Below are 22,782 nucleotides of genomic sequence, written 5' to 3' on the forward strand. Positions count from 1 at the left end.
GTGCGAAATGTGAGTTATAATGAGGAACTTTCAATGTTTCCTTTTGGTTTGATCTCCGTACAAATCGACTTTGATATCCAGTGGTGGGCAACCGACTGATGCGGTTGTGAGGAAGCATCAACAAGGAGTGAGTCAGAGTGAACCGACGATTATGGATGATAGCGGCTGTCGGCGCGGTCTTTTTTTTGGCTGTTTGGGCAAGCGTGGCAGCCGGGGTGACAAAGGCGGCTGACGAAGGTGGGCTGCAGCTGTTTGATTCATGGCAATGGCTCGATCCGTTTACGTTTCTCGGCAATGGGAAAACAATAGGCATCATCAGTGTGATGCTTGTCATTGGTTTATGGTTTTTCCGCCGCGATGTCTATGGAATGGTGTTGGTTGTCGTCGCTGTTGGTGGGGGGTATGGCATCAACGAATGGATCAAGCATGTTGTGGGGCGGGAGCGCCCGCCGCATGCCGAGATCGGGGGGTTCAGTTTTCCGAGCGGCCACGCGATGATCGGGACGATTTACTTGCTGCTTTTAGCGTATTTTTTGGCGCAAACGCGCACCAAGCGTGGAGAACGGGCGGCCATTTACGGCGTGTTTGCGGCGCTGGCGCTCTTAACTGGCTTAAGCCGGTTAAGCTTGCAAGTGCATTATCCGTCTGATGTGCTTGGCGGGTTTGTGCTTGGCGGTGCTTACTTGGCGGCCTGTCTTGCTCTTTATCGGATGTGGATTCATCGAGGCGGCCGTTTGTAGCTGATCATCAAAAAATCATTTTTTGCCCCATGTTGATTTGATGATGAAGCCGATTCATCGGTTTGATTTAGCGTCTGATCTTGTCGAAAAGGAGAAGAAAATCTCTTTTTCTATACTATGACGTTGTGTGGGACAATGATACAATGGGGGAAAGGAGGTGAGAAACGATGAGCCAAGCCGAACTCGTGCAACTAATGGCTGAATTGCTTGACCAAAAGTTGAATCCGATCCACATGCGGCTCGATCGGATCGAAGGCGATGTCCGGGCCCTTCAAGAAGGACAAGCGCGTTTGGAAGGCGAGATCCAAGCGCTGAAAGAAGGACAGGCGCGCTTGGAAGGTGAAGTGCAGTTGTTGCAAGAGGGGCAAGCCCGCTTGGAACAGCGGCTTCACCGGGTGGAAGAGGATGTGCGCACATTAAAAGCGGACATGGACGCGGTCAAAGGTGACGTGCAAACGCTCAAAGAAGGGCAACAACGGCTTGAAGCGAAAGTTGAACGGGTCGAAGAAAAAGTTGACAACCTCGCAACAGAAATGCGGAGCCACTTTCGCCACATCGAGAACATGCTTCATAAGCATCAGGCCGCTCTTGATCTGGCTTCGCGCGAGTTCTCTTCCAAACAGGCATCCATCGATTATTTGATGAAAAAAGTGACAGAGCATGATATGGAAATTTTCCACTTAAAAAATTATCTCCAACCATAATGTTCTTCACCGCAACAAAGAAAAAAGTCTAAAAGGCCGGTGGTAACTAGGAAAATGCGATGGAATAAGGCGTGTTTTCACTGGTCTTCTAGACAGCTTTTTCAGCATATGCTTTATAGAGGAAAGATCTGAGTCACAGGGAGGAAGCGATATGGCGGCCCGGATCGTGAAAACGGGGTATGCGTTGGCGTTTTTGTGCATCATTGCCGGCATTGTGTATTTTTTTGCCGCCAACTGGCCGGGGATGGGGCGAGAGGTGAAAGTCGGAATCAGCATCGGCATGATGGCGGCATTTTACATCGCAAGCGCGGCGCTTTGGGGCCGCCATCGTTTCTTAGGGCGCTGGATGCTGATCGGCGGGGTGTTGTCATTTGGCATTGCGTTGGCGTTGCTTGGACAAATTTACAATTCGCATGCTGACAGTTATTGGCTGTTTCTTGCCTGGCTTGCGCCGACCGCTTTGTTGGCGCTGCTGACAAAAGAACGGGTGCTGTCCGTGATCGCGATTGGGTTGTTGCAGCTTGCGTGCTGGTTTTATTATTTTCCGTCCGCTTATCGGATTGAGTGGACGGAATGGTCGTCGTTTGGTTTGCTCTTATTGTTTGCAGCGATCAACGGCGTGCTGGTTGGTGTCAGCCGTACGCCGTTAGTCGCCCATCTCGCTTATATTGCCATGCAAGGTTGGCTGCTTGTGATTGACGTAACCGGTTTTTCCTATGGGCGCGACGCATGGTGGCCATACGTGTATACCGTGTTGCTCGCCGTGTTGCTTTATTATTTTCTTGTCATCGCCAAGCAGCGGCCGTACGTGTTGTTGACGAGTTTGTTTGCTGGACTGTTTTTGTTCATTCAATACATTCGCTTGCTCGCAGATCATTTTGAAACGTGGCTGCTTCTCATTGGGCTTATGGCGGCCGCTGCTGTGCTGTGCGGCGGCGTTGTGCTATTGCGGCGGGCTGGGCTGTTTTCAGCGGAGACGAAAGCTGGAAGGCGTTTTTTGGCGTCGTTTCAAGCGATTGTCACGCTTGCGGCTTCCGCGTTGGCCATACAAAGCCTGCTTGGCTTGTATTTCCTTTGGACAGAGTCATGGTCGCCTTACGTGCTCTTTTTCATTTCCATCTTTGGATTTGTCGTTCCCGCCTCATTTGGCCGGCGTTGGAATCCGGTCGTTCGTTATACACTGCTTGCTATTGGTTACGGGCTCGGGGTGGCGATGGCGTGGGAGGTCTCGCGGTCGACTCTGTTCCTCTATGCCATTGGGCTTGCGATTGGCGTCATCCGATCATCAGACAGCGGAGTGCGCCGGTTGACGACGGCGGCGCTGACGGTCTATTTAGGGATCGCCTTAAGTTCGGTGATGGATGACGGCCGGATGGTGTTGCTCACCTTGGCTTTGGTCAACGGCGGGTTGTATGCGTATGGCCGCTTTCGCGAAACGCCGTTTCTCACTCCGCTTGTCTTGGCGTTCGGCGCGCTTGGGATTGCGACAAGCGTTGATGTGTTTGCGGCTGATGGACTGTACGTGACGTTGAATATCGCCATGATTTTGGCGCTTGCCTTCTTTCTTTTCCGCGGTCGGCAACTGGAGCGGAAGACCGCTTGGGTGTACACAGCGCTTTATCTCGTGCTGAAATATTATGAACTCGCATGGAATTTGCTTCATAAATCGGTCAGTTTGCTGGCGGCGGGAGCGGTGTTGCTCGCATGGGCGGTATGGCTTGAGAAACGAAATGGCTTCACATGGAGGCTGGGCGTGCGCTGGGGGCGGCGCGTTTCGTTGTTGACGCTCATAGTCGTGATCGCTCAATTTTCATTTTTAGGTTATACCGTGTGGCAAAAAGAACGATTGTTGCGATATGGTGATGTAGTAAAGTTGGAACTTGAACCGTTGGATCCACGTTCCATGTTGCAAGGGGATTATATTCAGCTTCGGTACGATATTTCCACCATTCCGTCGCTTGACGGAAGCGGACGGGTGCAAGTCGGGCTGCGAAAAGGAGAGGACGGGGTGCACCGTTTGGCTGGCGTATATATGGTCAATGGGGAAAAAAGGCCGGGATACACGCCGCAACCGGGGGATGTGATCATCACCGGTACGTTTCACGGCCCGCAAGTCGTGTATGGCATTGAATCGTATTTCATTCCGGAAAAAACGGGGATGAAACGGCAAGAGAATGTTCGGTTTGCCTATGTGCGCGTGAGCGAAAACGGTGATGCGCTGCTCGAAGCGATCCGTGCTGAATAAGGATGGCGGGGGAAGCAGGAAAAACTACTCCCCCGCGTAACGATCCAGCACGCGGTCAACCGCGCTGCCGTATGTTTCGCCAAATAAATTTAGATGAACGAGCAAGTAAAACAGCTGGTAGAGTGGTTTTCGGCCATGATAATCAGCCGAGAGCGGCATAAGCTCGCGATAGCTCTCATAAAACCGGACTGGGAAGCCGCCAAACAGCTCGGTAAACGCGATCTCAAACTCATGATGGCCATATAAAACAGACGGATCGATCAAATACGGCACTCCGTCTGGCCCTGGAATCCAGTTGCCGCTCCATAAATCGCCATGCAAAAGCGATGGAAAACAGTCATCCGGGAGCCATTGGTCAAGCCGCTCGAGCAGCCATTCGAGACGTTTGCGCCGCTTGACGGGCAGGAGGCCTCTCTCCGCCGCTCGCGTTATTTGTGGTCTAAGGCGGGCGTCGCGGTAATAGTCGGTCCAGCGGCCGTACCAGCCGTTGCGCTGCGGCAGCATGCCGATATAGGTATCGCGGTCAAGGCCAAACGCCGGCCCGCGGCATTGATGGAGGCGGGCAAGGCCGCGGCCGAGCTGTTCGGCCGTCTGTGTCGTTTCCGTTCCTTCGACCCATTCCAAGACGAGCCAGCCCCAGCCGTCCGCTTCCCCGAAGCCGAAGGTATGCGGAACGTCGATGGCGCGTGCTTGCCTGATCAGCTCGAGGCCCATCTGTTCGGCAGCGAAAAATCCACTCGGCGGGAAACGTTGCATTTTGATAAAGTACGTTTGTTTGCCGCTTTGGACGCGATAGACGTCATTGATGTCGCCGCCCGAGACGCGGCGCCAATGGCGGATGTGGGAGTGGTCGCCGATCGATTCGAGCGCCATTTGCAACATCGTTTCTTTGGTCATGGATCCACCTCCGCCAACTGCTCATTGAGCTCGTTCAGCACTTCACCGATTTTTCGCTGATGGATGACAGCATCGGCGAGATCGTCCAGTTCCGTCGGTTCCCAATTGATGATCACGAGTTTAGCCCCACTCCGCTTGGCAACAAGCGGCAGCTGGTTGGCTGGGGATACCTGCAGAGAGGAGCCGAGCACAACGAACAAGTCCGCTTGGCGGGCCGCTTCCCACGCTTGATCGATGGCTTTCTCCGGCAGCGGCTCGCCAAACAGCACGACCGACGGGCGCAAAACTCCGCCGCATTCGCACGTCAACACACCGTGCAAATAGACAAAGCTGGGTTTTGACTCCCCGCACCGCTGACAATGGACGGTGCGGAGCGAGCCATGAAGTTCGATGACGCGTCGGCTTCCCGCTTCTTGGTGAAAGCCATCGACATTTTGCGTCACAATCGTTTGCACGATCCCGCGCCGCTCCCAATCGGCCAATAAGCGGTGTCCGTCATGCGGTTGGCATTGTTGCAAGGTGCGAATGCGATATTGGTAAAACTCGACGAACGATTCACGGCGATGGTACAGCGCATCGATGGTAGCGAGTTCGCTCGGGTTAAAACGCGCCCACAGCCCGGTGCGCGGCGAGCGGAAATCGGGCAGCCCGCTTTCGGTTGACATGCCGGCGCCGGTCAGCACGACGGTGTGGCGCGAGGCGGCCAGCCATGAGGTGATGGTCATTCTGTTTCCCTCCTTACTGTCGCAACCATAGCGACTCTCGTTTCTGCTGCTTCATACCTTTCCACCAATCATTTTACTTTTCCTTTTCACTCGTTTCCAGTATGATAGAAATGAAAGAAAAAAATGGACAAGGAGGCGGGAATCCATGAGCAAAAAAGTGTTGATCATCACCGGCGACGCTGTTGAGGCGCTGGAGGTGTATTATCCGTATTATCGTTTGTTGGAGGAAGGGCATGACGTAACGATTGCCGCGCCGAAGAAAAAGAAACTGCATACGGTCGTTCACGATTTTGCCGACTGGGATACGTATGTGGAAAAACAAGGCTATTTGATCGACGCCCATGCATCGTTCGCCGAGATCGACCCGACGCAATACGATGCGTTAGTCATTCCAGGCGGGCGCGCTCCGGAGTACATTCGCCTTGATGAGAACGTGCAGCGCATCGTTCGCCATTTCTTTGAGGCGAATAAGCCGATTGCCGCCATTTGCCACGCCTCGCTCATTTTTGAAACAATGCCGGATTTGCTGAAAGGACGGAGTTTGACAGCGTATATTGCCTGCAAGCCGGGGGTTGAGGCGCTAGGAGCGACGTATGTGTCTGACCATACAGTCCACGTTGACGGCAACCTCGTCTCCGCCCATGCGTGGCCGGATTTGCCGGCGTTTATGCGTGAGTTCCTTCGATTGCTCCAATAGCCAAAAAGCGGTCTCCCTTTGGGTGAGGGGAGACCGCTTGTGCATGCAACAGGGTTTTGGGTGCGGCGGGCGGCGCTGTTTTTCATGGCTAAAGGTTCCCGCTTGTGATGGCGGGTTTTATTTTTGATGATGCTGTCCGCCAAACGGCCCGGCCGTCATCCTGCGATATCCACTTGTTCCGTCTTCACTTTCGGCGCTTTTGTCGCCAAATAGACGCCGAACAAGACGATTGCGCCGCCGGCCAGCTGCAGGACGGATAGAGCACCGCCAAGCAAAAACGTGATCACAGCGGTAAATACGGCAATTAAGTTTAAATATACACCGGCATGGCTCGGACCGACTTTTTGCACTGAGATGTTCCAAAATAAGAAGGAAAGAATGGACGGAAACAAGCAAATATAGACCAATCCGGCGAGCCCAGCTGCACTTATGTGATCAGCTGGAAACGGATAAAAGAATGCGAACGGCCACAGCAGCAGCAAGCTAAAAAAAACGGAGCACGTTGTCGCTGTAATCGGTGGGACGGGTAGTTTTTTGCCGATGATCGAATAAAGCGCCCAGACGACACCGGCGGCGAGCATCATCAAATCACCGCGGTTGTAGTTCATTCGGAAGACGTGTGCTATATGCCCATCCGTTAAAATAAACAATACACCGGCCAGCGACAACAAAAAGCCGGCAATATTGGTTTTTGACAGCCGCTCCCGCAGCAGCGCATACGACAACACGACGATGATCGCCGGATTGAGCGAATTGACGATCGCTGCGTTCATCGGCGATGTATAGGCGAGCGCGCCGTATAAAAGCAAATTATAGCCGATGACGCCAAGAATTCCGGCTGCAGCGAGCGGCAGCCAATATTGTTTGATGATGTCCTGGTAGCGCGGCCGCTCAAGCCAGTACGATACGGGCGCCAACACGATAAAAGCGGCGCACCAACGGATCAACGTCAGCCAAAATGGGCCCGTTTCCGCAATGATGGACTTCCCGATGACGTAATTGCCGGCCCAAAACAAGTTGGCCAGCACGAGAAACAGCTTTTCTCTCATTCTTTTTCGCTCCTGTCTAGTTTTTCCTTTCTTTTACGTTTACTTCATTGCTGCTCTGATTTCCTTCTTGCATGTTGTTTTTCTGCCGTCAGCCACCCCTGTTGCTGTTTTGCCAACAGCGGAACATGAACGGTGGGAAGAAGGCTGCGCTGGCTCAGGACGCATGCTGTTTCACGTTCGGCGGAAAGATGCATGTGTTTGCCGAAAGGGGTGTACAATAAGGGTTGTCTTTTTCCGGTTCATAGGATAACATTTGTACCGTAAGATGATTTACTGATTTAAACAAAAATAGAGAAAAGGAAGGACGATTGTTATGGCATTACCAGGCGGGGCAGCGATGAACATTACGATTCGTCTCCAGTTCGAAAAAGATATCGTCTCGTTCAGCGATATCGCCGCCGCAATCGGCAAAGCGGGCGGGGACATTGTCGGAATTGACGTCATTTCATCAAGCAAAGTTCACACGGTGCGCGACATCACCGTCAGCGCCCTCGACACGAAGCAGTGCGATTTGATCATTGAGGCGCTGAAAAAAATTCGCGGTGTCAAAATCATCAACGTTTCCGACCGCACGTTTTTGATGCACATCGGGGGGAAAATTGAAACAAATTCAAAAATCCCAGTGAAAACGCGCGATGACTTGTCGCGGGTGTACACGCCGGGCGTGGCGCGCGTCTGCACGGCCATCGCTGAGGATCCGCGCAAGGCGTATTCGCTGACGATTAAACGGAATACGGTCGCCGTTGTCTCGGACGGCACCGCGGTGCTCGGGCTTGGCGACATCGGCCCGTATGCGGCGATGCCGGTCATGGAAGGGAAAGCGATGCTGTTTAAGGAATTTGCCGGAGTGGACGCGTTTCCGATTTGCTTGAACACGAAAGATACGGAAGAGATCATCCAAATTGTGAAAGCGATCGCCCCGGCGTTTGGCGGCATTAATCTCGAAGACATTTCCGCTCCGCGCTGCTTTGAGATTGAAAAGCGGTTGAAGGAAGAGCTCGACATCCCGGTGTTCCATGACGACCAACACGGCACGGCGGTCGTGCTCTTGGCCGGGTTGCTTAATGCGTTGAAAATCGTCGACAAAAAGCTCGAGGACATTAAAGTGGTTCTCACCGGCATTGGCGCCGCTGGCATCGCCTGCACGAAAATTTTGCTTGCGGCCGGCGTACGCAACATTATCGGGGTCGACCGCCACGGCGCCATCCATCGCGATGAAACGTATGAAAATCCGTATTGGCAAGAATATGCGCAAATCACGAACCCGGATAATCTGAAAGGAAGCTTGTCCGATGTCATCGCCGGCGCAGATGTGTTTATTGGCGTCTCAGCTCCCGGCATTTTAAAAGTGGAAGATGTGAAAAAAATGGCGCGCGACCCGATCGTGTTTGCGATGGCCAACCCGATTCCGGAAATTGATCCGGAGCTGGCCGAACCGTACGTGCGCGTTATGGCGACCGGACGTTCTGATTATCCGAACCAAATTAACAACGTCCTTTGCTTCCCGGGCATTTTCCGCGGGGCGCTCGACTGCCGGGCGAGAGAAATTAACGAGGAAATGAAGCTTGCCGCTGCGAAGGCGATTGCCTCTGTCGTGACGGAGGATGAATTGAACGAAACATACATCATCCCGAGCGTCTTCAACAGCAAAGTCGTTGAACGCGTCAGACAAGCGGTCATCGAAGCCGCTTACCGCACTGGGGTGGCGCGGAAGGACAATATCCCGGTTGGCGGATATACAGGGCAGTAAAGCAAGGAATGCGATGGAACCGACGGACGGCTTCCTTTATAGGGGAAGCCGTTTTTTTGGCTGCAGGAGCGGGTCTAACTGTGGCTGCGGCGGGCTAAATCTAGTTTAGGGATAGGAAATCAAGCGCTTAAGGGGCGAATGGCCGATGATCAATCAATATTTCCAAAAAATCAATGAACATCTGGAACTCGTTTTAAGCCATGAAAAGGACAATCTAAAAAAGGCCGCCCATATGGTAAGCGAAGCGATTCAAAACGGCGGAATCGTTCAGTTATTCGGATGCGGCCACTCCCATATTTTGACAGAGGAAGTGTTTTACCGGGCGGGAGGGCTTGTTCCGGTGAAACCGATCTTTGTCGAGCCGCTGATGCTTCACGAAGGGGCGGTGCGGTCGTCCATGTTGGAGAGAATGAATGATTTGGCACAAAATTTTATCAATCATGAGGATATCCGTCCTGAAGATGTGTTTTTTGTTTTGTCCACATCGGGGCGCAATCCTGTTCCGATTGATGTGGCGTTGGCAGCAAAGGAGAAAGGGGCGTACACGATCGCGATTACATCTTTGGAATATTCGAAGAGTCAACCGTCGCGGCATAAGAGCGGTCGGTTATTGTATGAAGTGGTGGACTTGGTGATTGACAATCATTGTGTGAGAGGAGACGCGATTTTAGCTCATCCGAATGTTTCCGTTCCATTTGCCCCTACTTCGACCGTGATCGGCAGCGCGATTTTAAACGCCGTTTTCGCCGAGGCGATTGTCCTCATGGCGGAAAATGGAATAGAACCGCCGATCTTTTTAAGCGGCAACATTGAGGGGGCGGACGAACATAACCGCCGATGGGTGGAGAAATATAAAGAACGCATTCCGGTGTTGGTTAAGGGGCATCAACTATCGCAATAGAAGAGGCGCTCTATAGCCAACCGCCATCCGTTCTTGCTAAAATAGTAGCAAACGATGAGACGGTGGGGGATGGAGATCGATGCGCTTTGACGAACGGGTGCGGCTGTATGCCGATAAGCTCCTCTTTTACAATTCAACGCCAACGATAACGACGGCGGCGTTCCAATGGAACAAGCCGTTTTCGGGCGTTTTTCGCGCGAATCTCAACGAGGAGCCGCTTGACTCGCTCGCGGCGGACGAATGCGGGACGTTTGCCGTCGAGGTGAAGCCGAATGAAGTGCAAACGGTGCTCGTTGTCGACTAGGAACGAAAAAGATCATGACAGAAGCTGGGGCTGATCGCCACCAGCTTCTTTTTTAAAACAAGAATGTGAATATCTCCCCTGTTTTGTAACACAGCTGTAACAATTGTTAAACGAAATGGTCCAAAAAAGAGGCTGTCAACTCCCTTTTTCCTAGAAAAATGTGGGTGGCTAGAATAATAGAGGGGAAAAAGGAAGGGCAGTTAGTGAAAGGATGCCGCTTCCAATCGTTGCAACTGCCGTGATGGGCAGCCAACTGGCAATGAAAACAAGCGCTTGTTTTTCCGGGTGTTGCCAGCCTGCGTTTTTTTCCATTTTAGCCCAAAAATATTACAAAAAACCCGTGTTATAATGAGGGCGAAGGCAAGGGAACAACGAAACCGTTCCTCTTCGAATCTCATCGTGTAGGCATGACTGACGGACGCAATATCTCTGAAACTTTCAAATAGAGGATACAAGGAGGAATTCCGATGAAGAAAAAAATGGTAGCAACAATCGCAGCTTCGGTCGCACTCGCCGGCGCTTCGTTCGCGGCAACGAAAACGGAAGCAGCTGGGACGACGTGTCCGACAGCGAATGCGTACCAAGTAAAATATGTCAGCACAAACGTTCAAGATTTTGAGAAATGGCTGCAACAATACTTCCCGTTCGTGTCGTTCCAACCCGTAAAACCGGCAACACAACAACCGGCGGCAAAACAGCCAACGACAAAACCGCAAGCGCCGGCAACGGTCAAACAGCCAGCGACGAAACCGGCTGCGAATACGCCAGCACCGGCGAAAACGCCAGCGACGGCCCCAACAGCAGCACCGCAAAAAGCAACTGGCTTAAACGCCTATGAGCAACAAGTCGTTGAACTGACGAATAAAGAGCGGGCAAAATACGGCTTGCCGCCGCTTCAAGTTGACTTGGCCCTCAGCAAAGTCGCACGCGAAAAATCGCGCGATATGGCCGTGAACCACTACTTCTCGCACAACAGCCCGACGTACGGTTCTCCATTTGAGATGATGAAAAAATTCGGCATCTCGTACACGGCTGCCGGGGAAAACATCGCCAAAGGCCAACGCACACCACAGGAAGTCGTCAATGCGTGGATGAACAGTGAAGGCCACCGCGCGAACATTTTGAACAAAAACTTTACGCACATCGGCGTTGGTTTTGAAGAAAATGGATATATTTGGACGCAGCAATTCATCCGCAAGTAAGAGACAAAAGAAATGCAAGTCGAGGGTGTCCCAAAAGGATCGGGACACTTTTTTTATTATGATAGGCATGAAACAATATGTTGTGTTTGGTTTAAGGAAAAACACCCTTTTGGGTCAGCCCTTTTTTATTTGAAAAATATTTCTCCGATCCCCTATAAAACATTGGCAGGATGGACGATTGACGGCGCGAGCGCCTTTAGTTGGCTCATTGCCGAAAACGGTCTGTTGGTCGCACTATGCACGGTGGCTGTGACGCGTTGGATGTCTCGCTACTCGGAGCGGCAGGCGTTTGTCGGTTCATCCGTCTTATACGGCATCTCGATGTGGCTGTTTAGTCAAACGTCTTCGCTGCTCGGATTGATCGCGGTCATGGCGCTGTTTACGCTGGCTGAGTTGATGACAGCTGGCTTGCAGCAGTCGTTCATTTCCCGCTTGGCTCCGGAGGCGATGCGCGGCCAATATTTTGCCGCCGCCAGTCTCCGTTTTACGATCGGGCGGATGTTGGCGCCGCTGTCGCTCGTCGCTGCGGAATGGATCGGCTATGCATGGACGTTCGTTGTCCTTGGGATGCTGGCGCTAGGAAGCGCGGCCTTATACGCCTGGATGTTTCAACAAGTCGGGCGGCGAATGGAGCGACCGAACGCTTCGTTTTCGCGATAATGGGCGGTGCAAACGGCTATCCGTTTTTCGCTCAGGCGGGTATAATAAAAAGCGCACCGTTGTTCGTGTAACATATATTCCCTGTCTCTGACATAAAGTGGAACTAGGCAGCGAGAAGGAGAGGGGAAGCGCTCATGAAACCGCGCGTGTTCGAACCGGATGCCATTGAGGGGGAAACGGGAAGCCGCGGCGGTCAGAACGGCGCCGCGGCGTTGGCGCGCAGCGAAAAGAGGCAGCAGGCGCGCGTTTTGTCTCGGGAAAAGAGGAGAAAAAAGCAATACCGTCTCATCGGCTGGCTGCTTGTCGCCATCGTCGTTCTGTGGGGGGCGAGCACGCTTCTTTGGAGCGGGTATGGGGCGTTGAAGACGGCCGCGAGCCGAGAAATGGCCATTATGCGTTTAAAAGATGCGATCGAAGACCGCGATGTGGCCGCTTTGCAGGCGATGCTGCGGGTGACGGAGGAAAGCGTGCCGATCAACGAGAAAACGTTGGCGCCGTTGTTCGCGTATGTGGAACGGCACCCAGAAGCGTATAAACAGCTAGATCGGGAGTTTGCCCGCCAGCGCAAGAGCGGCCACGTGTATATTAAAGGATTGACATCTTACCCGCCGGTGTTTACGATTCATGTGTTTGAGGACCGGTATGTGTTTGAGCCAGCCCTCTATTTTCTCCATGTGCGCGTCGATGATCCGGAGGCGTCGCTTGTCGTCAATGGGGTGAAAACGGAAGAGGAGGCGACGAAAGACCCATTTGTCAAAAAAATCGGCCCGTATTTGCCGGGCGCGTACGCTGTGACCATCGTCCATTCGAACGGGAAAAAGAAAACCACCCGCGTCGAGCTGTTTGGCGGCGCCCGCGTCCATGAAGTCGACATCACGAAATGAACGAATAAGCAAATACCGCTTCCACGACGGCGGTAATGACAACATCTTGCGTCTGCACAGGCGGCGCTGATGAGGGAACGCTGAGAACAGCCGGACCGTATGGCGTCGGCCGGATCGATGACTGTTCTTTCAGTTCAATCGGCGTGTCATAAAGAGGCAAGCTGAGAGCGCGGGCGATGGCCAGCGCTTTTTCTTTGGCGTTTTTCACGGCCAACGCCAATGCCTGCTGGTAATGGGCTTGTTCGTTTGCTAGACGGAATTCCAAGCCGCGGGCGAGGTTTGCTCCATGGGCAACGGCCGCCTCGTAAATGGCGCCGGCTTTTTTAGGGTCGCGGACGGTGATTTCAAGCCAATGTTCGACTCTATAGCTGGATAATACGTCGGCTCCATTGTGATGTTCGTATTGGGGATAGATGGAAAACGCCGTCGTCTCCAAATCTTCTGTTTGCACGCCAAGCGCCTTGAGTGCTCCAATGACTGCGTCGGTGCGTTTCGCGTTGTCAGCAAGCGCTTCTTGAATATGGACGTGTTCGGTGCGCACCCCGATCGCAATGAGGACGGTGTCTGGCTTGGCGCTGACTGTCCCTTGGCCGGTGACGGTCAGTGCGGCGCGGGAGGCGGTTGGCGGTGTGGGGCGGTGCCAAGGCTGCATCGTGTTCCCTCCTTCTGCTGTTAGGCAGTTTTTTTGTCATCATCCGCCGCCTGCCAATAGTAGACGCGCGGCAGTCCGGCATAGCACCAATATTCTTTCAACAGCGAGATCGCGACAAAGGAGACAAGCTGCCAATTGATCGCTTTCATCCCGATTCCCCTTTCGATGGCCCTGTTACTATAGCCTATTCGAAACGGCCATTGTCCTATGCGCGCCGTCCAGTTGGCGATGAAACTTCTTTGGGTGCTTGTACGTATCATGGAATGGACATGCTATAATGAAAGAAAAGATAAAGAAGGAGAGGGACAATGAAGCAGCTGCTTCGTACGATATGGCGTTGGTTTGTCTCATGGAACGCAGGGGTCATCGTCGCGGTGATCGTATTCATCACTGCTGATTTTCGCTTTTGGCCTTCGATTTTATCCGGAATGGGGGCGATGTGGGGGGTGTCCGCCATCATGAAAAGGCGGCATCATCGCCTGCCGGCTGATGTGTCCGCTGAGGAGCTTGTCTACGTTCGCAGCCAGCTTGGCGAAGCGCGCGCGTTATGGAAGCGGCTGCGCCGCGCTCGCTATCGGCTTCGTTCTGTGGTGATGTGGCAAACGGTTTCCCGGTTGAGTGCCATCGTCGATCGAATCATTCGCGCCATCGAGCAACAACCACATCAACTGCGCCTCGCCCAGCCATTTTTCTTAAACGAATGGCCGACGGCGGTGGAGATGGTGGAGAAATACGTTTATTTGGCGCAGCAGCCGGTGCAAAGCGCCGATATGGCAAAAGCGTTGCAGGAGACGGAAAGAGTGCTTGACGAGCTGACTTCAGCGGCTGAACGGCAGTTGCTTGAGGTGTTATCGAACGACATCTGGTCGCTGCAAACGGAAGCGAAATGGCTCGAGCGATCGCTCCGACAATCGGATGGGCTTCGTCTGCCGCTGTCAAAGAAAGGAGAATGACGATGGACGAACGGAATCACGGGATGGAATCGACGGATTGGCTGCAAGGGCTGGAACGGACAAGTTCCCTTGATGAGCTGCTTGCAAAGCCGTTTTCTTCGCCGGCCGAATCGCGGCTCAAGGAGGAAGAAAAGCCGGCGCGCGCGCTTGATGCGTTGAAGCCTGAGCATCGGGAAAAAGCGCTTGCGCTCGCCAAACAAATCGACCCGGCCAACCATCAGGCCGTCTTGCAATACGGTGTGGCGGCGCAAGCCGAGCTGTCGAAGTTTTCTCATGCGATTTTGCATCATGTGCAAACGAAAGACGCTGGGCCGGTCGGCGAAGTGATCAGCGAACTGATGGCCAAAATTAAGGAGGTCAACCCCGATGACCTAATGCCGGCGAAAAAAGGGTGGCTGTCCCGCTTGTTCGGCGCAGTGGCCAAGCCGCTGCAAGAGATGGTGGCGAAATACCAAAAAATCGGCGTTGAAATTGACAAAATCGCTGATCGGCTTGAGAAGCACCGGCATTTGTTGCTTCGCGACATCATGATGCTTGAGACGCTCTATGAAAAAAACAAAGACTATTTTGAAGCGCTCAATATTTATATTGCGGCAGCGGAATACAAACTCGAAGAGCTGCGGACGAAGACGATTCCAGAAAAGCAAGCGGAAGCGGAGCGCTCCGGCGACCAAATGGCATGGCAGGATGTACAGGATTTGCGGCAGTTTGCCGAGCGGCTTGAGAAGCGGGTGCATGACCTAAAGCTCAGCCGGCAAGTGACGATTCAAACGGCACCGCAAATCCGCATGATTCAGCATATGAACGAAACGCTTGTCGAGCGGATTCAATCGTCGATTTTGCATGCCATCCCCCTTTGGAAAAATCAAGTCGTGATTGCCTTGACGCTGTTTCGGCAGCAAAGGGCGGCTGCGGCGCAAAAGCAGGTCGCCGAAACGACGAATGAGCTGTTATTGCGCAATTCGGAGATGTTAAAAACAAACAGCATCGAAATCGCCAAGGAAAACGAGCGTGGCTTGGTTGATATCGAAACGTTGAAGCGAACACAAGAAAATTTGATCGCTACGCTCGAAGAAACGTTGAAAATCCAAGCGGAAGGCCGCTTAAAACGGCAGCAGGCCGAACGCGAGCTGGCGGCGATGGAAGCGGAATTGAAACAGACGCTGCTTGCGCTGAAGCGACCGGAGCAATAAGGGCGGATAGGAGATCGTCCTGTTTCGGCTTGCGGCCAAACGTCCGATGGATCCGCCCATGGCTGTAGAAGAAAGCGCCGAAAAACCAAAGATCCTCATGCGAAACGGGTGTCTAGCGAACGAGAAGACACCCGTTTTTTCGTTCGCCATCTGTGTTATGATTTCCCAATTGAAGCTCCCCCACTTCCCTTTTGTACAGGGCGCAACCCAAAACGAAGTGGAGATGCAGCCATTGAATGTTCCAAACAAAGGTGGAGTCATTCACGTTGAAGCCCTGTTTGGAAGGAAGGAGAAGCGGCTGGCGTCTCAGACTGCAGCCGCCAACATTTGTTCCTCCTTCATAGGATGGGGGGATGGGGAGGCTCTTGATGATGCTGTTCATCCTCTTGTTCCGCTCGTTCACGATCGTTGCCGTCCGGGCGGGCGGCGCGGACATCAAACTCTTCTGCCGCCTCCGTTTGCCATTGGCGGCCGATGAGCGGGGCGTCTTTTTCACCGTGCTCGACAGTGACAAATCGCAGCACATAGGCGTGAAACAGCAATTCTCCGAACGCTGTAAGCAGAGCAGAGAAAAACGCCGCGTTTAATATGGCGGCGCCGGCGATGTCATAAAACGCGCCGATGCCGATCCATACCGCCACAAACACAAGTCCAAAGTCGGCAATCGTCGCTGAGACGTTGCCAAGGCGCCGCAGAACGTACAAGTCGCCGAGCGCATAGGCGACAAGCGTCAGCCAAAGGCTGAACCATAAAATCTCTGCCGATGAAATGCGCAAAAACAGCGGTAAAATGGCAAACATCACCGTGGCGGTCAGCAAATATTTCAGCACTAACGCAAGCAAATGTCTCATTGGGATTCGCCGCCTTTATTCTGCTGGATGGTTTGGACCTTCTAGTTTTTTATCGCCGCATCCCGGCTGTTTTTCCCTGTCTTTGTCCGGTTGCTGCTTTTTTTGTTGCTGTTCAACGCTGTCGTTTCGTGTTGGCTTTCTCATCGGGGCTATCATCCTCTCTTGATCGTTGTTTATTCGTTAGTTTGCCACGTTTGCCTTTCTATATGCATTCATCATCCATAAACTTCCTCTGTTCATTTTTCGCTCTTGTTTTCACACTAATCACGAAACAGCATTCATGTAGGAGGAATGGTGGATGACGAAAAAGAAACGGCCCGTTGCGATTGCGGGGCAGCAATACGATCCGGCAGATGGCGGGGACGAGTCGTTTGTGTATGAGGCGCTCTCTGAGACGCGCGAACAGGTAAGCGATGTGTATGCAGAAGGAACGATTGAGGCGGCAGTGAATCAAGAAAATGGTTCGAACATCCCCCTTTCGCAGTAGTAAGAAACGTCAAGGAGCTGTTCCTTGGCGTTTTGGTTTATGTTTGTGAAACGGGAGGGGAAAAAGGAAAGAAAAACAGTTCGTACTTTCCCCCATCGTCGTCTATACTAGTAGTGCGCACGGCGATTCACCGATATAAGGGGGATGATCATCGTGAGATGGCAGCGGGCTTTATTGGCGTTGCTCAAAGAGCGGAAAGACCATTCCATCGCGTTGGCGATCGACACATCAAACCGTCCGGAGCGGCCAATGCTCATTCAAAACATTGTGAAGCTGTTTGAAAAGCTGCGCCCGGACACGCTGCTCGTCCAAGCGGATTTTAAAATTCGCGATGTCTCTCCGGTTGGCGTGGCGACGATTCAATATTTCAAGCACGGGAAATCGTCGTACACCGAAGTGCTGGAATGGGCCGCTGCGCAAAAAATCGATACGTTGTTTTACATCACCGATGTAACCGGCTATTTTTATGAAGAACTCGAAGTCGACTATGAAGTGTTTTGGCTTGTGCCGGACGATTATATGCCGCGCGTGCCGTTTGGCAAGCCCATTCGTGTGGCGTAACACTGTGAGGAATGCCCCTCGTGATGAGGGGCATTCTTTTTTGTTAAGAAATTTAACAAACTTTTTGTGTTTGAAACCGATTGCAACCAAAAACACGCGTTGCTTTTGGTTGGTTTATGTTATATATTATGACATATAAAAGGGATGATAAATGACAAAAGGGGGATGCGTAAAATGGATGAAAAAACGTTGACGCTTGGGCTGGATGCCCTCTGGGTCATGCTTTCGGCGGTGCTCGTCATCGGCATGCAGGCAGGGTTTGCTTTGCTTGAGGCCGGATCAACGCGCATGAAAAACTCCGGGCATGTGGCTGGCAAACAAATTTTAAGCTTTGCCATCGCCTCATTGGCGTTTTGGGCGTTCGGCTTTGCGATTACGTTTGGGGCTGGGAATAGCTTCATCGGGACGGAAGGATGGTTTTTAAGAGAAGGAAAAGGAACGTTTGACTCGTTGTCGTGGGCGAATGTGCCGCTCGAGCTCAAATTTTTATTCCAGCTCGGCTTTGCCGGAGTGTCGCTGGCCATCGCTTGGGGCGGCTTCGCTGAGCGGGCGAAGCTGTCTGTTTATTTTCTTTTTGGCACGATTTTTACGATCGCCATTTACCCGGTGATCGGCCATTGGGTGTGGGGCGGCGGCTGGCTTGGAAAAATGGGAATGCAAGATTTCGCCGGTTCGACCGTTGTTCACTTGCAAGGAGCGATTGCGGCGCTCGTGGCTACAATTTTGCTTGGGCCGCGCATCGGCAAGTTCAATAAAGATAAGACTCCAAACGTCATTCCTGGGCATAACCAAGTATATACGGTCATTGGCGGATTGATTTTATGGATCGGCTGGTTCGGCTTTAACGCTGGCAGCACGATGGCGGTTGGCGACGGATTTTTCGGCTATGTCGCGCTGACGACGAATTTGGCCGCCGCGGCGGGAGCGATCGCCGCGATTGTGACGGCGAAAATTTTGGTCGGCAAAGCGGACATTCCAGCGATGGTCAACGGCGTGCTCGCGGCTTTGGTTGCCATTACCGCCGCGTGCGCGTTCGTCGAACCGTGGGCGGCGGTTGTGATCGGTGCAGTGGCGGGGTCGTTTACGTTCTGGACATCCATCTACTTTGAACGCAAAGGGATTGACGATCCGATTTATGCTTTTTCCGTCCATGGTGTCGCTGGCATTATTGGCACGATTTCAACCGGGTTTTTCGCCTCGCCGCGTTTAGTCGAGATCACGGGCATCGGGAAGGCTGGACTGTTTTACGGCGGCGGATTTGATCAGCTGATTGTGCAAACGGTCGGGGTGCTCGGCGCTGCGGTGTATGTCGCTGCTGTTTCGTTTGTCATCTTATATGCCCTGAAGAAAACGATCGGGCTGCGTGTCACGGCGGAACAAGAAATTTCAGGTCTTGATATTAGCGAGCACGGTTCTTATGGCTATCCGGAACAGCTCGATCCGGCGTATCAGCCCAAGACCCTCGCCCAGCAGTAGCCAGGAGGGGAAAGGTGATGGAATCGTTGGCGGCAAAGGTGGTCGAGCGGCTAAACCGAGCCGAGTCGGCCGCCGAACTTCGTTTTTGCCACGATGAACTGGCGCGCGAACTGCGGCGCTGTCTAGCACCTGAACAAATGAAGCAGCTTGCAGGCGACGTCGTTTGTGTGCATGAAGCCATCCTTCGCCGCGCGTTCTTCCTTGCGGAGCGGGAGACGATGAAACGGTCGGTCGACATTCGTCCCCCGGCGTGGTGCTGGTATGTGATGGGAAGCATCGGCCGGTGTGAGCCGACGATTTGGACGGACCAGGACCACGGCATTTTATTCGACTGTCCTGAGGAAGAGGAGGCGGCTTGTTATGAATTCATCCGCCATATGGCGGCGGTTGGGGTGGACATGTTGCATGAGGCCGGCTATCCGTACTGCTCCGGTTACGTGATGGCGACGAACAAGCGGTGGGCGCAGTCGGTCCGCGGTTGGGAGCAACAACTTTCTTCCTATTTAGACAGCGGGTGGCCGAACGACATTCGTTTTTTGTTGATTGCAATGGATATGCGGCCTCTTTATGGGGAAGCAGAATTGGCTGAGAAGGCAAGAAAGGCGCTGTTTGCGGCGGTGGCCAAACGGCCGCCGCTGTTGGCGCGCATGGGCGAGCACGTTCAATTTCCTCCGGTTCCGCTCGGTTGGCTGGGCAACGTGCAAACGGAGCGATGGGGGCCGTACAGCGGGGCCGTTCATATGAAACAAAGCGGCTACGTGCAACTCACTAACGCTCTGAAATGGTTGGCCTGTTTTGCGCACGTCCCGACGGCGGGCACAGCCGAGCGGCGGCGGGCGCTTGAAGCGAATGGCGTATTGACGGCGCCGCTTTCCGACGCCGTTTGCGAGGCGCTTTCTGTTTACTATTCGATTCGCCTTAAGTACAGCACTGAGGCGGGGGACGGACGTGAATATGTGTTATGGCGGGCGCTTGAGCGGACGGAACAAAAGCAGCTGAAACAAGCGATGCGCACCGCAAAACGGTTGCAGCGCTTTGTCGCCCGGCGGGTGGCTAACATTCATGCATGAGCGGCACCGGTTTTGGCAACGGGCGCTCCGCTTGTTGTCGCTCGGCGTTCCGCGCGAGGCATCATCCGCCTTATTTGGGCATGACCATTCGCTGCAACAGGAAACATGGCTTCGCTCGCTGCAAAAGGAAAAACAGCACATCATCGATTGGCATGACCGTTTGACTGACATCCCGTTTGTCATCATCGATATGGAAACGACCGGCTTTTCCCCGGAGCAAGGCGATGAAATTTTGGCCATGGCGGCAGCGAAAACGGTTGGAGGAGTCGTGACGGATGCGTACATGACGCTCGTCAAGCCGGAAAAGCCGATTCCGGAACATATTTCCGCCTTGACCAGCATTGAGGCGAAGGATGTGGTGTTCGCTCCGCCGCTTGCCGAGGCGCTGCGCACGTTTGTGCCGTTTATTGCCGCCGGCGTCTTAATTGGCTATCATATCGGCCATGATTTGGCGTTTTTGCGCCATGCCCTTTGGCGCCATTATCGGCAAAAATGGAGCGGACGTTTTGTCGACTTGCAGCCGATGATGACGCTGATCGGCCATTCGTGCCCGACGTTTGACGATGCGTTAGCTTGTTATGGCATCCGTTGCCCGCGCCGCCATACGGCGGATGGCGACGTCGAAGCGATGGCGAAGCTATGGGCGATCTTGCTTGATGAATTCCGCCAGCGCGGCATCGAAACATTGCATGACTTGTACGCCGCGCTCAGCCGGTGTTGATGTTGCCTGTGCGAAGCCTTTGTGAACTCTCCTTGAGAGGAGCGAAATCCAGTTTCAGCAGCCTTGTTTCTGTTGATCGAAAAGCAGTGGGCGCTCGGTGGGGCAAACGGGGGACTGGCTGCAATGAAAAAAGCGCCGGATTTGGCGCTTTTTTTCGTTCGTATTAGAGCGGCTTTGTCGGCGTCGGTTCGGCGTAGCCTTCTTTATATTTTTCATCGATCATATGCCGAATGTCTTTGATCGATTTCCCTTGATCGTAAGCGGCGATCGATTCAGCGGCGATGTCGAGGCAGACGCCGCATTTGGTCGCATGATCATCCCAGACGACCGAGCCGTCTTTTTTATTTTCATAGACAAAGCAGTCATAATTGTTCTTATGGCCAGCTGATTGCCCGCAGCCGCAATAGCAAGGGATATTCTCAAGCAGCTCGCGGTGTTCAGCAGCCTGTTGGTACAAGGCAGCCATCTCTTCTTCAAACGCGCTCAAAAAGCTTGGCAAATGCTCGATCGATTTTGTCGTCTCCCGAATATCGCCGGTGGCGGTTTTCGTCATCTGCGAGTGGCTTTGTTCCTGAACGCCGTCATCGGTGCAGCTTGAGAGCAGAACGCTGAATGACAATACACATGCGGTGATGAAGGTAGAGCGTTTCACCATCTTTCTTCCTTTCCGTGCGAGGTTTGCATTTTGAATGTACCATACCGATGGATAAGCAGCAACTATATAGATGCAACAAAGAAGTTTAACATATCCTTGACAGAAAAGTGGTTTGCCCATTTTCGACTGTCGAAGGCAAGCGTGTGGCTTGCCTCCGTCACGCCTTAGCGTGACGGAAGACCGAACAACGACTCGCTTCACAGACCCATTCATGGGTCTGGAAGCGGCGTTGTTCGGTCACTCGACAGTCGGATGCAATGACCGGCAAAGACGAAAAATGTTAAAGCTTTAAATTGCATCTATATATTTTTGCCCTTGGGAAATGAAGTTAGCGTCGAGACGAGCCACAGGGCAGGAATGATGGAAGAGGAAAAAGGCAGAAGCAGCTGACCGCTTCTGCCTTTCGTTAGCGGGCGATTATTGCCTTTGCAAGAAATATTTCTCAATATCATCCAACATCAAATGAGCCGCGAGCACACCGCCAGCCGTGTTCCAAATCGTGTCGCTCACTTTGTATACTTTTCCTTGTTTAGCGACATTTAAGTTTTGAAAGAGCGGGTCGTTGATCCATTCTTTTTCAAGTTCGCTCGCTTTGCCGTCCCCCGTCTCATATGTAAAGTAGAACAGGATGTCGCCATCCATTGCTGGAATGCGTTCTCTCGTCACGCCGGTTTCCGCAAAGTCGTTTACGTTTTGCGATTCCGGGCGGGCGAAGCCAAGTTGATCCAAAATGACGCCGGAGAACGAGTCTTTATGGTAAATGCGCACGTCGCCGGCCATAAAGCGGACGATGGATACTTTCATCTTCAGCTTGTCACCGAGTTTTGCTTTTAAGTCTTCAATGCGTTTGTCATATTCTGCAATGACTTGTTTCCCTTTTGCCTCTTGGTTTACGGCTTTCGCATAGAGCATAAAGTTGTCTTTCCAGTTGCCGCGCAGCGTTTCAGAGAAAACGGTTGGAGCGATTTGTTTCAACTGTTCATAAATTTTTTCATGACGCAGTTTGTTGCCGATAATCAAATCTGGTTTCAAGGCGGCGATCGCTTCGACGTTCGGCTCTGATTCCAAACCGAGCTCTTTGACGCCGTCCATTTTGTCTTTAATATGGTCGTACCACGGATCGCCCGTCCACGATTTGACGGCGCCGACCGGCTTTATGCCTAGCGCCAGCAACGCTTCTGTTCCTTCGTTTGTCAATACAACAACCCGTTTGGGCGTGCCTTTGATTTCGGCCGTGCCCATGGCGTGTTCGACTGCGTAGCTTGCTTCTTTCGATTGATTGCTGTCCTTCGGTTTGGCCGTTTCTTCCTGTTTTCCGCCGCAGCCGGCAAGAAGCAGGAGGGAAAGGATGAAGGCGGAAAGAAGGGTGAGATGTCGTGATTTCACTAGAAGGCCGGTGAATTAA

At 52.8% G+C, this 22,782-nt stretch carries 25 protein-coding genes and 1 pseudogene; 17 read left to right on the forward strand and 9 right to left on the reverse strand.

The features are described from left to right. Positions 1-137: 137 nt before the first annotated feature. The 3 genes from DI44_RS09290 (at position 138) to DI44_RS09280 (ending at position 3,689) form a co-directional block, all read left to right on the forward strand. Positions 138-740, forward strand: coding sequence for a phosphatase PAP2 family protein (locus tag DI44_RS09290; RefSeq protein ID WP_023634141.1), 603 nt, complete (start codon positions 138-140; stop codon positions 738-740). Positions 741-907: 167 nt separating this feature from the next. After that, positions 908-1,444, forward strand: coding sequence for a hypothetical protein (locus DI44_RS09285; protein ID WP_033025219.1), 537 nt, complete (start codon positions 908-910; stop codon positions 1,442-1,444). Between the two features lie 151 nt (positions 1,445-1,595). Then, a complete protein-coding gene (locus DI44_RS09280; protein ID WP_033025220.1) occupies positions 1,596-3,689 on the forward strand; it encodes a GDYXXLXY domain-containing protein in 2,094 nt (697 codons plus the stop codon). 24 nt (positions 3,690-3,713) lie between these two features. On the opposite strand, the gene DI44_RS09275 is transcribed toward DI44_RS09280, so the two are convergent. Together DI44_RS09275 and DI44_RS09270 are read right to left on the reverse strand one after the other, a co-directional pair. Continuing rightward, positions 3,714-4,586 carry a fructosamine kinase family protein gene (locus tag DI44_RS09275; protein WP_033025221.1) on the reverse strand — a complete coding sequence of 291 codons (873 nt, stop codon included), beginning with the start codon at positions 4,584-4,586 and terminating at the stop codon, positions 3,714-3,716. Continuing rightward, positions 4,583-5,311: an NAD-dependent deacylase gene (locus tag DI44_RS09270; RefSeq protein ID WP_014195614.1), complete on the reverse strand. Its 729-nt coding sequence runs from the start codon at positions 5,309-5,311 to the stop codon at positions 4,583-4,585. The genes DI44_RS09275 and DI44_RS09270 overlap by 4 nt, the downstream gene beginning before the upstream one ends. Before the next feature lie 145 nt (positions 5,312-5,456). On the opposite strand from DI44_RS09270, the gene DI44_RS09265 reads away from it, so the two are divergent. Next, complete coding sequence (locus DI44_RS09265) at positions 5,457-6,008, forward strand: DJ-1/PfpI family protein (RefSeq protein WP_033025223.1); 552 nt, start codon at positions 5,457-5,459, stop codon at positions 6,006-6,008. 155 nt (positions 6,009-6,163) lie between these two features. Here the strand turns inward: DI44_RS09265 and DI44_RS09260 are convergent, their stop codons facing one another. Next, a complete protein-coding gene (locus DI44_RS09260) occupies positions 6,164-7,057 on the reverse strand; it encodes a DMT family transporter (RefSeq protein WP_023634139.1) in 894 nt (297 codons plus the stop codon). 313 nt (positions 7,058-7,370) lie between these two features. On the opposite strand from DI44_RS09260, the gene DI44_RS09255 reads away from it, so the two are divergent. The 6 genes and pseudogenes from DI44_RS09255 to DI44_RS09230 all read left to right on the forward strand — a co-directional run bounded on the left by DI44_RS09255 (position 7,371) and on the right by DI44_RS09230 (position 12,758). Further along, positions 7,371-8,807, forward strand: coding sequence for an NAD-dependent malic enzyme (locus tag DI44_RS09255; protein WP_033025224.1), 1,437 nt, complete (start codon positions 7,371-7,373; stop codon positions 8,805-8,807). A gap of 145 nt (positions 8,808-8,952) precedes the next feature. Continuing rightward, positions 8,953-9,708, forward strand: a complete 756-nt coding sequence (locus DI44_RS09250; RefSeq protein ID WP_014195616.1) for an SIS domain-containing protein — start codon at positions 8,953-8,955, stop codon at positions 9,706-9,708. A gap of 79 nt (positions 9,709-9,787) precedes the next feature. Then, a complete protein-coding gene (locus tag DI44_RS09245; protein WP_013145591.1) occupies positions 9,788-10,012 on the forward strand; it encodes a hypothetical protein in 225 nt (74 codons plus the stop codon). A gap of 467 nt (positions 10,013-10,479) precedes the next feature. Continuing rightward, positions 10,480-11,214: a CAP domain-containing protein gene (locus tag DI44_RS09240; RefSeq protein ID WP_011230938.1), complete on the forward strand. Its 735-nt coding sequence runs from the start codon at positions 10,480-10,482 to the stop codon at positions 11,212-11,214. Between the two features lie 156 nt (positions 11,215-11,370). Beyond that, positions 11,371-11,874 (forward strand): annotated as a pseudogene (locus tag DI44_RS09235) (MFS transporter); the annotation flags it as partial. Between the two features lie 134 nt (positions 11,875-12,008). Continuing rightward, positions 12,009-12,758, forward strand: a complete 750-nt coding sequence (locus DI44_RS09230) for a hypothetical protein (RefSeq protein ID WP_011230940.1) — start codon at positions 12,009-12,011, stop codon at positions 12,756-12,758. On the opposite strand, the gene DI44_RS09225 is transcribed toward DI44_RS09230, so the two are convergent. Both DI44_RS09225 and DI44_RS19635 read right to left on the reverse strand, forming a co-directional pair. Further along, the gene (locus DI44_RS09225) at positions 12,748-13,410 is read right to left on the reverse strand and encodes an SIMPL domain-containing protein (RefSeq protein WP_033025225.1); all 663 of its coding nucleotides are present in this window, start codon (positions 13,408-13,410) and stop codon (positions 12,748-12,750) included. The two genes, DI44_RS09230 and DI44_RS09225, sit on opposite strands and share 11 nt — an antisense overlap. A gap of 20 nt (positions 13,411-13,430) precedes the next feature. After that, positions 13,431-13,559: a hypothetical protein gene (locus tag DI44_RS19635; RefSeq protein ID WP_013145587.1), complete on the reverse strand. Its 129-nt coding sequence runs from the start codon at positions 13,557-13,559 to the stop codon at positions 13,431-13,433. A gap of 159 nt (positions 13,560-13,718) precedes the next feature. Between DI44_RS19635 and DI44_RS09220 the strand changes: the two genes are divergently transcribed. Together DI44_RS09220 and DI44_RS09215 are read left to right on the forward strand one after the other, a co-directional pair. Further along, the gene (locus DI44_RS09220) at positions 13,719-14,363 is read left to right on the forward strand and encodes a 5-bromo-4-chloroindolyl phosphate hydrolysis family protein (RefSeq protein ID WP_014195622.1); all 645 of its coding nucleotides are present in this window, start codon (positions 13,719-13,721) and stop codon (positions 14,361-14,363) included. 2 nt (positions 14,364-14,365) lie between these two features. After that, on the forward strand, positions 14,366-15,556 hold the full coding sequence (locus tag DI44_RS09215) for a toxic anion resistance protein (RefSeq protein ID WP_014195623.1): 1,191 nt from the start codon (positions 14,366-14,368) through the stop codon (positions 15,554-15,556). Between the two features lie 338 nt (positions 15,557-15,894). Here the strand turns inward: DI44_RS09215 and DI44_RS09210 are convergent, their stop codons facing one another. Together DI44_RS09210 and DI44_RS19640 are read right to left on the reverse strand one after the other, a co-directional pair. Then, positions 15,895-16,407, reverse strand: coding sequence for a YndM family protein (locus DI44_RS09210; RefSeq protein ID WP_013145584.1), 513 nt, complete (start codon positions 16,405-16,407; stop codon positions 15,895-15,897). Positions 16,408-16,422: 15 nt separating this feature from the next. Continuing rightward, positions 16,423-16,551, reverse strand: coding sequence for a hypothetical protein (locus DI44_RS19640; protein WP_014195625.1), 129 nt, complete (start codon positions 16,549-16,551; stop codon positions 16,423-16,425). Between the two features lie 154 nt (positions 16,552-16,705). Here DI44_RS19640 and DI44_RS09205 point away from each other — a divergent pair, with 154 nt between their 5' ends. From DI44_RS09205 to DI44_RS09185, 5 genes are all read left to right on the forward strand, one after another. Beyond that, the gene (locus DI44_RS09205; protein ID WP_014195626.1) at positions 16,706-16,894 is read left to right on the forward strand and encodes a YozQ family protein; all 189 of its coding nucleotides are present in this window, start codon (positions 16,706-16,708) and stop codon (positions 16,892-16,894) included. 153 nt (positions 16,895-17,047) lie between these two features. Beyond that, positions 17,048-17,455: a VWA-like domain-containing protein gene (locus DI44_RS09200; RefSeq protein ID WP_015374636.1), complete on the forward strand. Its 408-nt coding sequence runs from the start codon at positions 17,048-17,050 to the stop codon at positions 17,453-17,455. A 174-nt stretch (positions 17,456-17,629) separates the two neighbouring features. Then, positions 17,630-18,931, forward strand: a complete 1,302-nt coding sequence (locus DI44_RS09195) for an ammonium transporter (RefSeq protein ID WP_033025227.1) — start codon at positions 17,630-17,632, stop codon at positions 18,929-18,931. Positions 18,932-18,948: 17 nt separating this feature from the next. After that, the gene (locus DI44_RS09190; protein WP_033025228.1) at positions 18,949-20,001 is read left to right on the forward strand and encodes a DUF294 nucleotidyltransferase-like domain-containing protein; all 1,053 of its coding nucleotides are present in this window, start codon (positions 18,949-18,951) and stop codon (positions 19,999-20,001) included. Continuing rightward, positions 19,994-20,722: a 3'-5' exonuclease gene (locus tag DI44_RS09185; RefSeq protein ID WP_033025229.1), complete on the forward strand. Its 729-nt coding sequence runs from the start codon at positions 19,994-19,996 to the stop codon at positions 20,720-20,722. The genes DI44_RS09190 and DI44_RS09185 overlap by 8 nt, the downstream gene beginning before the upstream one ends. Positions 20,723-20,885: 163 nt before the next feature. Here the strand turns inward: DI44_RS09185 and DI44_RS09180 are convergent, their stop codons facing one another. Together DI44_RS09180 and DI44_RS09175 are read right to left on the reverse strand one after the other, a co-directional pair. After that, the gene (locus DI44_RS09180; RefSeq protein ID WP_014195631.1) at positions 20,886-21,377 is read right to left on the reverse strand and encodes a PCYCGC motif-containing (lipo)protein; all 492 of its coding nucleotides are present in this window, start codon (positions 21,375-21,377) and stop codon (positions 20,886-20,888) included. Positions 21,378-21,794: 417 nt separating this feature from the next. Further along, the gene (locus DI44_RS09175; protein WP_011230953.1) at positions 21,795-22,763 is read right to left on the reverse strand and encodes an iron-siderophore ABC transporter substrate-binding protein; all 969 of its coding nucleotides are present in this window, start codon (positions 22,761-22,763) and stop codon (positions 21,795-21,797) included. Positions 22,764-22,782 lie beyond the last annotated feature (19 nt).

Origin of the sequence: Geobacillus sp. CAMR5420 (assembly GCF_000691465.1) — a bacterium.
Taxonomy (GTDB): Bacteria; Bacillota; Bacilli; order Bacillales; family Anoxybacillaceae; genus Geobacillus; species Geobacillus thermoleovorans.